Source organism: Streptomyces olindensis (genome assembly GCF_040645895.1).
Taxonomy (GTDB): Bacteria; Actinomycetota; Actinomycetes; order Streptomycetales; family Streptomycetaceae; genus Streptomyces; species Streptomyces olindensis.
In genome coordinates this window covers 114,720-127,671 of the sequence record NZ_JBEYZD010000002.1, presented here as the reverse complement: position 1 = coordinate 127,671, position 12,952 = coordinate 114,720, and the positions used below count along the sequence as shown (strand labels likewise).

General features: G+C 72.5%; 10 protein-coding genes. 7 read left to right on the top strand and 3 right to left on the bottom strand.

The window, feature by feature from the left end; translation table 11 throughout:
* Positions 1 to 864: 864 nt before the first annotated feature.
* Complete coding sequence (locus tag ABZ948_RS01725) at positions 865 to 1,854, top strand: malate dehydrogenase (RefSeq protein ID WP_359756278.1); 990 nt, start codon at positions 865 to 867, stop codon at positions 1,852 to 1,854.
* Positions 1,855 to 1,943: 89 nt separating this feature from the next.
* Here the strand turns inward: ABZ948_RS01725 and ABZ948_RS01720 are convergent, their stop codons facing one another.
* Entirely contained in the window at positions 1,944 to 2,840 is an 897-nt protein-coding gene (locus ABZ948_RS01720) for a bifunctional helix-turn-helix transcriptional regulator/GNAT family N-acetyltransferase (RefSeq protein WP_359756277.1), read from the bottom strand.
* A gap of 228 nt (positions 2,841 to 3,068) precedes the next feature.
* On the opposite strand from ABZ948_RS01720, the gene ABZ948_RS01715 reads away from it, so the two are divergent.
* From ABZ948_RS01715 to ABZ948_RS01695, 5 genes are all read left to right on the top strand, one after another.
* A complete protein-coding gene (locus tag ABZ948_RS01715; RefSeq protein ID WP_359756275.1) occupies positions 3,069 to 4,589 on the top strand; it encodes an aldehyde dehydrogenase family protein in 1,521 nt (506 codons plus the stop codon).
* Between the two features lie 115 nt (positions 4,590 to 4,704).
* On the top strand, positions 4,705 to 6,237 hold the full coding sequence (locus ABZ948_RS01710) for a GMC family oxidoreductase (protein ID WP_359756273.1): 1,533 nt from the start codon (positions 4,705 to 4,707) through the stop codon (positions 6,235 to 6,237).
* A 32-nt stretch (positions 6,238 to 6,269) separates the two neighbouring features.
* The gene (locus ABZ948_RS01705) at positions 6,270 to 7,361 is read left to right on the top strand and encodes a quaternary amine ABC transporter ATP-binding protein (protein ID WP_359756272.1); all 1,092 of its coding nucleotides are present in this window, start codon (positions 6,270 to 6,272) and stop codon (positions 7,359 to 7,361) included.
* Positions 7,361 to 9,310, top strand: a complete 1,950-nt coding sequence (locus tag ABZ948_RS01700; protein ID WP_359756271.1) for an ABC transporter permease — start codon at positions 7,361 to 7,363, stop codon at positions 9,308 to 9,310. Before ABZ948_RS01705 ends, ABZ948_RS01700 begins: the two co-directional genes overlap by 1 nt.
* Before the next feature lies 1 nt (position 9,311).
* Positions 9,312 to 10,268 carry an ABC transporter substrate-binding protein gene (locus ABZ948_RS01695; protein WP_359756270.1) on the top strand — a complete coding sequence of 319 codons (957 nt, stop codon included), beginning with the start codon at positions 9,312 to 9,314 and terminating at the stop codon, positions 10,266 to 10,268.
* Between the two features lie 6 nt (positions 10,269 to 10,274).
* Here ABZ948_RS01695 and ABZ948_RS01690 read toward each other — a convergent pair whose 3' ends face one another.
* Complete coding sequence (locus ABZ948_RS01690; RefSeq protein WP_359756268.1) at positions 10,275 to 10,994, bottom strand: isocitrate lyase/PEP mutase family protein; 720 nt, start codon at positions 10,992 to 10,994, stop codon at positions 10,275 to 10,277.
* Positions 10,991 to 11,509 carry a carboxymuconolactone decarboxylase family protein gene (locus ABZ948_RS01685; RefSeq protein WP_359756267.1) on the bottom strand — a complete coding sequence of 173 codons (519 nt, stop codon included), beginning with the start codon at positions 11,507 to 11,509 and terminating at the stop codon, positions 10,991 to 10,993. Before ABZ948_RS01685 ends, ABZ948_RS01690 begins: the two co-directional genes overlap by 4 nt.
* A gap of 47 nt (positions 11,510 to 11,556) precedes the next feature.
* On the opposite strand from ABZ948_RS01685, the gene pdxR reads away from it, so the two are divergent.
* Positions 11,557 to 12,945 (top strand): MocR-like pyridoxine biosynthesis transcription factor PdxR, encoded by a 1,389-nt coding sequence (gene pdxR / locus ABZ948_RS01680; RefSeq protein WP_359756265.1) that lies wholly within the window; start codon positions 11,557 to 11,559, stop codon positions 12,943 to 12,945.
* Positions 12,946 to 12,952 lie beyond the last annotated feature (7 nt).

Genomic DNA, 12,952 nt, shown 5'->3' with positions numbered 1-12,952 from the left:
AGCCGAATCCACGAGCGGGGCCGGGAAAGAAACCCGCGAGTGGGCCGGGGCGGGTTTCGCGAGTCGGATCGGAGCGGAATCCACGAGCCGGGCCGGGGAGCGGGTCCCGCGAGCGGGTCGGGGGCGGGTCCCGCGAGCGGGTCGGAGTGAAATCCACGAGCCGGACCCGGGGTGGATCCCATGAGCCGGGTCGGAGCCGAATCCACGAGCGGGGCCGGGGACGAAATCCGCGAGTGGGCCGGGGTGGATCCCGCGAGCGGGCCGGGGTGGATCCCGCGAGTGGGCCGGGGCGGAATCCACGAGCAGGGCCGGGGAGCGGGTCCCGCGAGCGGGTCGGGGGCGGGTCTCGCGAGTGGGTCGGAGCCGAATCCATGAGCGGGGCCCGGGGGTGGGCCCCGTGAGCCGGGTCGGAGCCGAATCCATGAGCGGGGCCGGGGACGAAACCCGCGAGTGGGCCGGGGGTGGGTTCCGCGAGCGGGTCGAGGGCGGGTCTCGCGAGCGGGTCGGAGTGGAAGGCACGAGCCGGGCCGGGTGGGGCGAACCCCCAAGTGCACGGGTGGGCGCGAAAATTTCGAAGAGGGAGGCATGCCCGCGCCAATCGCGGGCACGCGAACGGTACCCCCACGGGATCCCGGCATGGTCGGTTCCCCCCAGGCGGCCGTCTCGTCCCTCTCTCCCGGACAGGCGGCCGCCTTTTGCGCGGGCAACGCAGGGCGCTGTGGGGTGGGCCACACCGACCCGGCCGTCCGGGATCCCGGATGCGCGATAGCCTGACCGCTGGATGGATCTCTTGACGCCGAGAGATCGATCAAACGTCCGGGGCAGGAACCCGGCCCCACCGCCAGCTGTCATACGGAGAACGCCATGACCCGCACTCCCGTGAACGTCACCGTCACCGGCGCGGCCGGCCAGATCGGTTACGCCCTGCTCTTCCGCATCGCCTCCGGTCAGCTGCTCGGCGCGGACGTGCCGGTGAAGCTGCGCCTCCTGGAGATCACGCCGGCGCTGAAGGCGGCCGAGGGCACGGCCATGGAGCTGGACGACTGCGCGTTCCCGCTCCTGCAGGGCATCGACATCACGGACGACCCGAACGTCGCCTTCGACGGCGCCAACGTCGGTCTGCTCGTCGGCGCCCGCCCCCGCACCAAGGGCATGGAGCGCGGCGACCTGCTGGAGGCCAACGGCGGCATCTTCAAGCCGCAGGGCCAGGCCATCAACGCGCACGCCGCGGACGACATCAAGGTCCTGGTCGTCGGCAACCCGGCCAACACCAACGCCCTCATCGCCCAGGCCGCCGCGCCGGACGTACCGGCCGAGCGGTTCACGGCGATGACCCGCCTGGACCACAACCGCGCCCTGACGCAGCTGTCGAAGAAGACCGGCACCCCGGTCTCCGAGATCCGCAAGCTGACGATCTGGGGCAACCACTCCGCCACTCAGTACCCGGACATCTTCCACGCCACGGTCGCCGGCAAGAACGCCGCCGAGGTCGTGAACGACGAGAAGTGGCTGGCCGAGGACTTCATCCCGACCGTCGCCAAGCGCGGCGCCGCCATCATCGAGGCCCGTGGCGCCTCGTCGGCCGCCTCCGCCGCCAACGCCGCCATCGACCACGTCTACTCCTGGGTCAACGGCACCGCCGACGGCGACTGGGTCTCCATGGGCATCCCGTCGGACGGCTCCTACGGCGTCCCCGAGGGCCTGATCTCCTCCTTCCCGGTCACCTGCAAGGACGGCAAGTACGAGATCGTCCAGGGCCTGGAGATCAACGAGTTCTCCCGCGCCCGGATCGACGCCTCCGTCAAGGAGCTCGAGGAGGAGCGCGAGGCGGTCCGCGGCCTCGGCCTCATCTGACCGGAGCCTTCCCGCGTTTCCCGCAGGCCCCGTACCGGTTCCCTCCGGTACGGGGCCCGCGGGCTTTCCCGCCCGGGAGCCGGTGCCGGTCAGCCGGCCAGCCGTTTCTCGAACCAGTGCTGGCCGTAGACGTGGTCGGTGTACGCCGGGATCTCCCGGTAGCCGCACGCCCGGTACATCGCCCGCGCCTCCGTGAGCACGGCGTGCGTGTCGAGCCGTACGACGTACCAGCCGCGGCGCAGGGACTCCTGCTCGATCGCGGCGAGCAGCCGGCGGGCGAGGCCGAGGCGGCGGGCGTCCGGGTGCACCCACACATGGCGGATCTCGCCCATCCCGGGCTCCAGCCGCCTGAGCGCCCCGCAGCCCACCGGCCGGCCTTCCTCGTATGCCACGAAGAACGCGCCCGCCTCGCCCGAGACCTGCTCGGGGCGGACCAGGTCCGCCTTGTCGAAGCCCTCGGGGAAGCGGGCGTCGAGGTCGGCGGCGTAGGCGTCGAGGCAGGCGCGGGCGTCCGGGGCGTGGCCGTCGACCGGCTCGACGGCGATGGCCGCGAGGCGCAGCAGCCGCCGGGCGGTGGCCATCGCGTCGGTGAGCTGCTGCCGCTGGGGCGCGGTCAGGCCCCTCAGCACGTCCGAGGCGAGGGTGTCGGCGCGGCGGTTCTGCTCCTTGACCTCGACGCGGCCGTCCGGGGTCAGTTCGATCATGCGCAGCCGGTTGTCGTCCGGGTGTGTGCTCAGCCGGACCATGCCCTGGGCCTGGAGGGCCTTGGTCATCCGGCTGAGGTACCCGGCGTCCAGGCCGAGCCGGCTCCTGAGCTCGCGCAGCGACACGCCGGCCGGGCTCTCGGCGATCTCGAACAGCAGCCGGGCCTCGCCGAGCGGGCGGTCCTGGCCCAGGTAGTGGTCGTTCAGCACGCCGATCCGGCGTGTGAAGTAGCGGTTGAACCGGCGGAAGGCCGCCACCTGCTCCGTCGACACTGACTCCATATTCTTTGACTTTAGTCAAAGGAACCTGGTGAGTCGACCGTCCGCAGCACGCCACCCCTGGGATCGGGTGGGTGTTTTGCCCCTGCTTGTCCACATCTCCCGTGACACAGCGCACTTTCGGCCATGGATCGCGCATGCATCCAGGGGCGCAGGGCAGGCGCACTCGGTCTCTTGATGACACGTGTGTGACACAGGGGCGCTGATCAGGAACGGAAGGCGAAAGCGATCATGGCGGAAAGTACCGAACTTCAGGCGCGCGAAACCATCCATGCGGGAGGGGAGTGGCGTGCCGCCGTCTCCGGCGCCACGCGCGAGATCCTCGACCCCGCGGACGCCCTGCCGTTCGCCGTCGTCGCGGAGGGTGACGAGAAGGACACCGATCTGGCGATCGCCGCCGCCCGGCAGGCGTTCGACGCGGGGGAGTGGCCGCACACCCCCGTCACCGAGCGGGCCGCGCTGCTGCGCCGCGTCGCCGACCTGCTCGTGCGGGACCGGGAGAAGCTCGGCCTGCTGGAGGCCCGGGACGCGGGCAAGACCGTCGAGGAGGGCCGCGTCGACATCGACTGCGTCGCCGACGCCTTCCGCTACTTCGCCGATCTGGTCGCGGGCGAGGCCCCCGGCCGGGTCGTGGACGCGGGCTCGCCCGACATCCACAGCGTCGTCGTGCACGAGCCCATCGGCGTCTGCGCGATGATCACGCCCTGGAACTACCCGCTGCTTCAGGCCAGTTGGAAGATCGCCCCGGCCCTCGCCGCCGGCAACACCTTCGTCGTCAAGCCCAGCGAGATCACGCCGATGACGACCATCGCGCTGATCGACCTGCTCATCGAGGCCGGCCTGCCCGCCGGGGTCGCCAACATCGTCACCGGGCCCGGCCACACGGTCGGCGCGCGCCTGTCCGAGCACCCCGACGTCGACCTGGTCTCCTTCACCGGCGGCCTGGTCAGCGGCACCAAGGTCGCCCAGGCCGCCGCGCCCACCGTCAAGAAGGTCGCCCTCGAACTCGGCGGCAAGAACCCCAACGTCGTCTTCGCCGACGCCTGTGCCACCGAGGAGGGCTTCGACACCGCCGTCGACCAGGCCCTCAACGCCGCCTTCATCCACAGCGGCCAGGTCTGCTCGGCCGGCGCCCGCCTCATCGTCGAGGAGTCGGTGCGGGACCGGTTCGTGGCCGAACTCGCCCGCCGGGCCGAGAAGATCCGCCTGGGCCGCGGCACCGAGGAGGGCGTCGAGTGCGGCCCGCTCGTCTCGGAGCAGCAGCGCGCCAAGGTCGAGATGTACGTCGAGTCCGCCCTGAAGGAGGGCGCGGTGCTGCGCTCCGGCGGCAAGCGCCCCGAACCCTCCCCGCAGCGCCCGGAGAACGGCTACTTCTACGAGCCGACCGTCCTCGACCACTGCCACCGCGAGATGCGCGTCGTACGGGAGGAGGTCTTCGGGCCGGTCCTCACCGTCGAGACCTTCCGTACCGAGGACGAGGCCGTCGCCCTCGCCAACGACACCGAGTACGGCCTCGCCGGCGGCGTCTGGACCGCCGACGCGGGCCGCGCCCGCCGCGTCGCCGGCCGGCTGCGCCACGGCACGATCTGGATCAACGACTTCCACCCCTACCTGCCGCAGGCGGAATGGGGCGGTTTCGGCAAGAGCGGAGTGGGCCGCGAACTCGGCCCGGCCGGACTCGCCGAGTACCGGGAGACCAAGCACGTCTACCAGAACCTCGCTCCGAAGCCGGTGCGCTGGTTCGCGGGCTGAGCCCGCCTCCCCTTCCGGACCGCCGAACCCCGGCCCGGGGCGACCCCCGCGCCCCGGGCCGACACCCCCCGTCCCCCGAGCCCGTCCACTTCATCCCCACTGGAGCAAGCACGCCATGTCCCACGCCAGTCATGAGTACGACTATGTCGTGATAGGCGGCGGAACCGCAGGTTCCGTCATCGCCTCCCGCCTCACCGAGAACCCCGATGTCACCGTCGCCGTCATCGAGGGCGGCCCCAGCGACGTGGGCCGCGACGACGTGCTGACCCTGCGCCGCTGGATGGGCCTGCTCGGCGGAGAGCTCGACTACGACTACCCCACCACCGAGCAGCCACGCGGGAACTCGCACATCCGGCACAGCCGGGCCCGCGTGCTGGGCGGCTGCTCCTCGCACAACACCCTGATCGCCTTCAAGCCGCTGCCCGCCGACTGGGACGAGTGGGAGGCCGCCGGCGCCAAGGGCTGGGGCGCGGTGCAGATGGAGGCGTACTTCGCGCGCCTGCTCAACAACATCGTCCCGGTCGACGAGAAGGACCGGAACGCCATCGCCCGCGACTTCGTCGACGCGGCCCAGGCGGCGCTGAACGTGCCCCGGGTCGAGGGCTTCAACAAGAAGCCCTTCACCGAGGGCGTCGGCTTCTTCGACCTCGCCTACCACCCCGAGAACAACAAGCGGTCCTCGGCGTCGGTGGCGTATCTCCACCCGGTGATGGACGAGCGCCCCAACCTGACGATCCTGCTGGAGACCTGGGCGTACAAGCTGGAGCTGAACGGCGACCGCGCCGAGGGCGTCCACGTGCGCACCAAGGACGGCGAGGAGATCCTCGTCAAGGCGCGGGGCGAGGTGCTGCTGTGCGCCGGCGCCGTCGACTCGCCCCGGCTGCTCATGCACTCCGGCATCGGCCCCAAGGCCGACCTGGAGAAGCTCGGCATCCCCGTCACGCACGACCTGCCGGGCGTCGGCGAGAACCTGCTCGACCACCCCGAGTCGGTCATCGTGTGGGAGACGAACGGTCCCATCCCGGAGAACTCCGCGATGGACTCGGACGCGGGCCTGTTCGTGCGCCGCGACCCCGAACTGCCGCACCCCGACCTGATGTTCCACTTCTACCAGATCCCCTTCACGGACAACCCGGAGCGACTGGGCTACCGGCGGCCGGAGTTCGGCGTCTCCATGACCCCGAACATCCCCAAGCCCAAGAGCCGCGGCCGGCTGTACCTGACCAGCGCCGACCCCGAGGTCAAGCCCGCCCTGGACTTCCGCTACTTCACCGACGAGGACGACTACGACGGCCGGACCCTCGTCGACGGCATCCGCATCGCCCGCGAGATCGCGAAGACCGAGCCGCTGGCCGGCTGGCTCAAGCGCGAGGTCGCCCCCGGCCCGGACGTCACGGGTGACGAGGAGCTCAGCGAGTACGCCCGCAAGGTCGCGCACACCGTCTACCACCCGGCCGGCACCTGCAAGATGGGCGCCGAGGACGACCGGCTCGCCGTCGTCGACCCCGAGCTGCGCATCCGCGGCCTGCAGGGCATCCGCATCGCCGACGCCTCCGTTTTCCCCACCATGACCACCGTGAACCCGATGATCGGCGTGCTCATGGTCGGTGAGCGTGCCGCCGAGCTGATCGGTGGTGGTTCCCAGTGACCGCGACCCTCGAACCCCCGACGGAGCAGACCATGGACACCACCCCCGTCTTCTCGGTGGAGGGCCTGTGGAAGGTGTTCGGCCCCAAGGCCGACCGCGTCCCGGCCGACCCCGAGCTCACCGCCCTCGACCCCGCCGAGCTGCGCGCCCGCACCGGCTGCACCGCCGCCGTCCGGGACGTCAGCTTCGACGTCCGCAAGGGCGAGGTCTTCGTCGTCATGGGCCTGTCCGGCTCCGGCAAGTCCACGCTGGTGCGCTGTCTGACCCGGCTGATCGAGCCGACCGCCGGCACCATCGCCATCGACGGCGAGGACGTCCGCGCCATGGACCGCTCCCGGCTGCGCGAACTGCGCCGCCACCGCGCCGCGATGGTCTTCCAGCACTTCGGCCTGCTGCCGCACCGCACGGTCCTCGACAACGTCGCCTACGGCCTGGAGATCCAGGGCATGGGCAAGGCCGAGCGGCGTGAGCGCGCCGCCGAGGTCGTCGCCAAGGTCGGCCTCGAAGGCATGGAGCACCGCCGCCCCGGCCAGCTCTCCGGCGGCCAGCGCCAGCGCGTCGGCCTCGCCCGCGCCCTCGCCGTCGACCCCGAAGTCCTGCTCTTCGACGAGCCGTTCAGCGCCCTCGACCCGCTCATCCGGCGCGACATGCAGGAGGAGGTCGTCCGGCTGCACCGCGAGGAGGGCCGCACGATGGTCTTCATCACCCATGACCTCCAGGAGGCCCTGAAGCTGGGCGACCGCATCGCCCTGATGCGCGACGGCAAGGTCGTGCAGCTCGGCACGCCCGAGGAGATCGTCGGCTCGCCCGCCGACGACTACGTCCGCGAGTTCGTCCGGGACGTCCCGCGCGAGCAGGTCATGACGGTCCGCACGGCCATGCGCCGCCCGTCGGCCGAGCTGGACGGCAGCGGACCGGCGGTCCGGCCCGAGGCGACCGTCTCCGAGGCCATCGAGGCGGTCGCCCGCGCCGGCGCTCCGGCCCGGGTCATGGACCAGGGCCGGTGCGTGGGCATGGTCGACTCCGACACGCTCCTCGGCGTCGTCGCCGGCACGGAGCAGCCCGCGCCCGAGGCCGAGGAGCTCGCTCCGCCGAGCGCCGGGCAGCCCAAGGAGGCGGTGTGATGGCGACCATCACCGCGTCCCCGCCCCGCCTGGGCCTGCCCGGGCTGCTGCGCAGCCGTGCCGTCCAGAAGCTGCTGCTGCTCGCTCTCGTCGCCGCGATCCTCGTCCCGCTGGCCAACGCCCGCTGGGCCAGCGGCACCTGGCCCGGCGCGCTGACCGTCGACGTCTCCGAGCCGCTCGGCAAGGCCAGCGACTGGATCATCGACAACCGCGACAGCCACCCGCTGTTCCTGTACTTCTTCGGCCACGTCAGCAACGTCGTCGTCATCGCCGTACGGGCCGTCTACCTCACCCTCCTCGCCATCGGCTGGGCGGGCGTCAGCGCACTGGGCGCACTGGTCGCCTGGCGCGTGGCGGGCGTCAGGCTGGCGCTCGGCACGGCCGTCGCGTTCCTCGCCTGTGGCGTGCTCGGCATGTGGGTGCCGACCATGCAGACCCTCGCCCTGATGGTCGTCGCGGTCCTCGCGTCGGTCGTGGTCGGCCTGCTGCTCGGACTCGCCGCCGGGCTGTCCGACCGGATGGACCGCGTCCTGCGCCCGGTCCTGGACACCATGCAGGTGCTGCCCGCCTTCGCCTACCTCCTGCCGGTCGTGCTGGTCTTCGGCATCGGCGTCCCGGCGGCCGTCCTGGCCACCGTCATCTACGCCGCCCCGCCCATGGCCCGGCTCACCTCGCTGGGGCTGCGCGGCGCCGACAAGGAGGTGCTGGAGGCGGTCGAGTCGCTCGGCTCCACCGCGCGCCAGCGCCTGCTGACCGCCCGCCTCCCGCTGGCCCGCAAGGAACTCCTCCTCGGCGTCAACCAGACGATCATGATGGCCCTGTCCATGGCCGTCATCGCGGCCGTCATCGGCGCCGGCGGCCTCGGTGACCGCGTCTACCAGGCCCTCGCGTCGGTCGACGTCGGCGCCGCGCTCGCCGCCGGCATCCCGATCGTCCTGCTGGCCGTCGTCCTGGACCGCGTCACCGGCGCCGCGGGGGAGAAGCTCGGCGCCGAACCGGCGTCCGGCGGCCGGCTCGGCTGGCTCCTCGCCCTGGCCGGTGTCGTCGTCGTGGCGGTCGGCGGACGGTTCGCGGGCCGCCTCGACTGGCCCGACGCCTGGGTCGTCAACATCGCCGAGCCCGTCAACCGCGCCGTCGACTGGATGACCGCCCACCTGTACTCCGGCGTCCCCGTCATCGGCGGCACCGCCGACTGGGCGGGCCACTTCACCACCTGGGTCCTCGACCCGGTCCGCGACGGCCTCCAGGGGCTGCCCTGGTGGTCCCTGCTGCTGATCGTCGCCGCCCTGGCCTGGGTGATCGGCACCTGGCGCACCGCGCTCACCGCCGTCCTCGCCATGGCCGCGATCGGTGTCCTCGGCGTCTGGAAGCCGTCGCTGGACACCCTCTCCCAGGTCCTGGCGGCCGTCGCCGTCACCCTGGTCGTCGGCTTCGCCGTCGGCGTCGCCGCGGCCCGCAGCGACCGCCTGGAACGGCTGCTCCGCCCGGTCCTCGACGTCTTCCAGACGATGCCGCAGTTCGTGTACCTGATCCCGGTCGTCGCCCTGTTCGGCGTCGGCCGCGCCCCGGCCGTCGCGGCCGCGATCGTCTACGCGCTGCCGGCCGTCGTCCGCATCACCACCCAGGGCCTGCGCCAGGTCGACCCGGCCGCGCTGGAGGCCTCCGGCTCGCTCGGCGCGACCAGCTGGCAGCAACTGCGGCAGGTGCAGCTCCCGCTGGCCCGCCCCGCCCTGCTGCTCGCCGTCAACCAGGGCCTCGTCCTGGTCCTCGCCGTCGTCGTCATCGGCGGCCTGGTCGGCGGTGGCGCACTCGGCTACGACGTCGTCTTCGGCCTCGCCCAGGGCGATCTGGCGACCGGTCTGGTGGCCGGCGTGGCGATCGTCTGCCTCGGCCTGATGCTCGACCGGGTGACCCAGCCCACCGAACGCCGCGCGAAGAAGGGAGCGTGACATGCGAGTCCGTACGACCGCCGCGATCGCCGCGGTGAGCTCCCTGGCGCTGCTCACCGGCTGCGGCGCCGCCGACATGACCAAGCAGGCCTCGCCCTTCGCCAACGCCCAGGGCGCCAAGACCGTGACCATGTCCGTGCAGTCCTGGGTGGGCGCCCAGGCCAACGTGGCCGTCGCCCAGTACCTGCTGGAGCACGAGCTGGGCTACCGCGTCGACACCGTCCAGGTCGACGAGGTGCCCGCCTGGGACGCCCTCAGCCAGGGCCGCGTCGACGCGATCATGGAGGACTGGGGCCACCCCGAGCAGGAGAAGCGGTACGTCGAGGACAAGAAGACGATCGCCCGCGGCGGCGGACTCGGCGTCACCGGCCACATCGGCTGGTTCGTGCCGACGTACCTCGCCAAGCAGCACCCGGACATCACGAACTGGAAGAACCTCAACAAGTACTCCCACCTGTTCCGCACCCCCGAGAGCGGCGACAAGGGCCAGCTGATGGACGGTTCGCCGTCCTACGTCACCAACGACAAGGCGCTGGTGAAGAACCTGAAGCTGGACTACCAGGTGGTGTTCGCGGGCTCCGAGGCGGCGCAGATCACGCAGATCAAGCAGTTCGCCAAGGAGAAGAAGCCCTTCCTCACCTACTGGTACGCGCCGCAGTGGCTCTTCAAGAAGGTCCCGATGACCGAGGTGAAGCTGCCGCCGTACAAGGAGGGCTGCGACGCCGACCCGGAGAAGGTCGCCTGCGCCTATCCGCACACGCCGCTGCAGAAGTACCTCAACGCGGACTTCGCCAAGAACGGCGGCAAGGCGGCGGCCTTCCTGAAGAGGTTCCAGTGGACGACCGAGGACCAGAACGAGGTCTCCCTGATGATCGCCGAACAGAAGATGACACCGGAGGAGGCGGCGAAGAAGTGGGTGGACAGCCACGAGTCCACCTGGAGGAAGTGGCTGTCCTGAGCGTCCCTACCCTCGCAGGCCGGCGGCGATCTCCCGCAGTGCGCGGGTGGCCCGCCGCTGGAGCCCCGGCCCGAAGGTGATCCGGGTGGCCCCTCGCGCGCCGAGTTCGGCGGGCGAGGGGCCCTCGTCGGTCGGGGCCCCCACGTTGATCGGCCCCTGGATCCCGGCCCGCAGCAGCGGCAGCACGTCCGGCGGGGCACCGATCGGGTAGACGCAGTCGGCACCCGCCGCCACGTACAGCGCCGCCCGCTCGATGGCCCGCTCCGGGTCGGCGACCCCGCGGGCGAAGGTGTCCACGCGCGCGTTGAGGAACAGCCGGTCACCCGCCGCCTCCCGCACCCGGGCCAGCCAGGCGGCGTGCGCGTGCGGGTCCTTGAGCACCCCGTCCGCCGAGTCCTCCAGGTTGCAGCCCACCGCCCCCACCTCCAGCAGCCGCTCCACCAGCTCCTTCGGCTCGAGCCCGTATCCGCCCTCGACGTCCGCCGACACGGGCACGTCGACGGCCCGGACGATCCTGGCGACCGCCGCGAACATCTCGTCGGCCGGGACCTGCCCGTCCTCGTACCCGAGGGAGGCCGCGACCCCCGCACTGGGCGTGGCGAGCGCCGGGAACCCCGCCTCGGCGAACACCCGGGCACTGGCCGCGTCCCAGGGCCCGGGCAGGACCAGGGGGGCGCCGGGCGCCCGGTGCCGGTGCAGGGCCCGGAACGTGTCGGTCTTGTTCATGGCGTGTACCCTCCCGGCGGGATCCGGCGGCTGACCATCACCCGGTTCCAGTTGTTGATGGCGACGACCAGCCCGATCAGATGGGCGAGCCGGACGTCGTCGAAGTGCTGGGCGGCCCGCTCGTACACCTCGTCCGGCACGAAGCCCTCGGTCGGCACGGTCACCGCCTCCGTCAGCGCCAGCGCGGCCCGCTCCCGCTCGTCGAAGACGTCCCCCGCCTCCTCCCACGCGGCCAGCAGATCGAGCTGCCGCTCGGGCACGCCGTGCCGCCGGGCGATCGCGAGGTGCATGTCGAGGCAGAACGCGCAGTGGTTGAGCTGCGAGGCACGGATCTTCACCAGCTCGTACAGCGTGTGGTCGAGATTCTTACGGACGGCGGTCTCCAGCCGGATCATCGCCTTGTACACCTCGGGCGCGTGCCTGGCCCACTCCAGCCGGGCGGGCCGCTCGGGGGCGAACTCCCCGCTCGTCGCGGTCGTCGTGGTGGTCACTGGTTCCTCGGTATGCGTCGTCATGACCTCGACCCTAGGAAGGAAGCAGCCCAGGAGTATGGTCCATTTCCATGGCGGAACCGTGGGCCACTCTGGGCATCGACCTGCACGTGGAGCCGACCGGGCCGGGCCTGCGCCGGGGGCTGACGGACGCCCTGCGCGAGGCGGTGCGCTCCGGCCGGCTCGCCCCCGGCACCCGGCTGCCCTCCTCCCGCGCGCTCGCCGCCGACCTGGGCATCGCCCGCAACACGGTCGCCGACGCCTACGCCGACCTGGTCGCCGAGGGCTGGCTCACGGCCCGCCAGGGCTCCGGGACTCGGGTCGCCGAGCGCGAGGTCGTCCCGCCCACCGGTACGGCACCCCACCCCCGGGCCCGCAGCCGCCCCGCCTACGACCTGCGCCCCGGCAGCCCCGACCTCGCGTCCTTCCCGCGCGCGGAGTGGCTCAAGGCGGCCCGCCGCGCCCTCAACGCCGCCCCCCACCACGCCCTGGACTACGGCGACGACCCCCGCGGCCGCCCCGAGCTGCGGACCGCGCTCGCCGGTTACCTCTCCCGGGCCCGGGGCGTCCGCGCCGACCCCGAACGGATCCTGGTGTGCGCCGGGTTCGCCCACGGCCTCAAGCTGCTCGGCACGGCCCTGCGGGCGCGCGGGGCACGGACGGTCGCGGTCGAGTCGTACGGCCTCGACGTGCACGGCAGGCTCCTGACCACATCGGGCCTCGACATCGTCCCGCTGCCCTTCGACCGGCTGGGCACGGACCCGATCGGGCCGGCCGCCGACGCCGTCCTGCTCACCCCCGCCCACCAGTTCCCCATGGGCATGCCCCTGCACCGCGACCGCCGTACGGCCGTCGTCGACTGGGCGCGGCGCACCGGCGGGCTGGTGCTGGAGGACGACTACGACGGCGAGTTCCGCTACGACCGGCAGCCCGTCGGCGCGCTCCAGGGCCTGGACCCCGACCGGGTGGTCTACCTGGGCACCGCGAGCAAGTCCCTCGCGCCCGGGCTGCGGCTGGGCTGGATGGTGCTGCCCCCGGACCTGGCCGAGCGGATCGCCGAGGCCAAGGGCGGTGTCGACACCTGCGGGGTGCTCGATCAGCTGACCCTGGCCGAGTTCCTCACGTCCGGCGCCTACGACCGGCACGTCCGCGCGACCCGCCTGCGCTACCGGCGCCGGCGGGACGCCCTGGTCGCCGCCGTCGCGGCCCGGGCCCCGCAAGCCCGCGTCACCGGCATCGCGGCGGGCCTGCACGTCCTGCTGCGGCTGCCGCCCGGCACCGAACAGTCGGTGGTCCAGGCCGCCCGCTGGCAGGGCCTCGCGGTCCACGGACTCACCCAATACCGGCGCCCCGGGGCGCTCGCCGAGCCGGTCGACGCCCTGGTCGTCGGATACGGCACACCGCCGGAGCACGCCTGGTCGGGGGCGCTGGAGGCGCTGTGCAGGGTACTCCCCGGATAATCCCGCG

Coding starts and splice junctions, on each gene's coding strand:
- ABZ948_RS01725 (WP_359756278.1), top strand. CDS start 865: ATGACCCGCACTCCCGTGAACGTCACCGTCACCGGCGCGGCCGGCCAG.
- ABZ948_RS01720 (WP_359756277.1), bottom strand. CDS start 2,840: ATGGAGTCAGTGTCGACGGAGCAGGTGGCGGCCTTCCGCCGGTTCAAC.
- ABZ948_RS01715 (WP_359756275.1), top strand. CDS start 3,069: ATGGCGGAAAGTACCGAACTTCAGGCGCGCGAAACCATCCATGCGGGA.
- ABZ948_RS01710 (WP_359756273.1), top strand. CDS start 4,705: ATGTCCCACGCCAGTCATGAGTACGACTATGTCGTGATAGGCGGCGGA.
- ABZ948_RS01705 (WP_359756272.1), top strand. CDS start 6,270: ATGGACACCACCCCCGTCTTCTCGGTGGAGGGCCTGTGGAAGGTGTTC.
- ABZ948_RS01700 (WP_359756271.1), top strand. CDS start 7,361: ATGGCGACCATCACCGCGTCCCCGCCCCGCCTGGGCCTGCCCGGGCTG.
- ABZ948_RS01695 (WP_359756270.1), top strand. CDS start 9,312: ATGCGAGTCCGTACGACCGCCGCGATCGCCGCGGTGAGCTCCCTGGCG.
- ABZ948_RS01690 (WP_359756268.1), bottom strand. CDS start 10,994: ATGAACAAGACCGACACGTTCCGGGCCCTGCACCGGCACCGGGCGCCC.
- ABZ948_RS01685 (WP_359756267.1), bottom strand. CDS start 11,509: ATGACGACGCATACCGAGGAACCAGTGACCACCACGACGACCGCGACG.
- pdxR (WP_359756265.1), top strand. CDS start 11,557: ATGGCGGAACCGTGGGCCACTCTGGGCATCGACCTGCACGTGGAGCCG.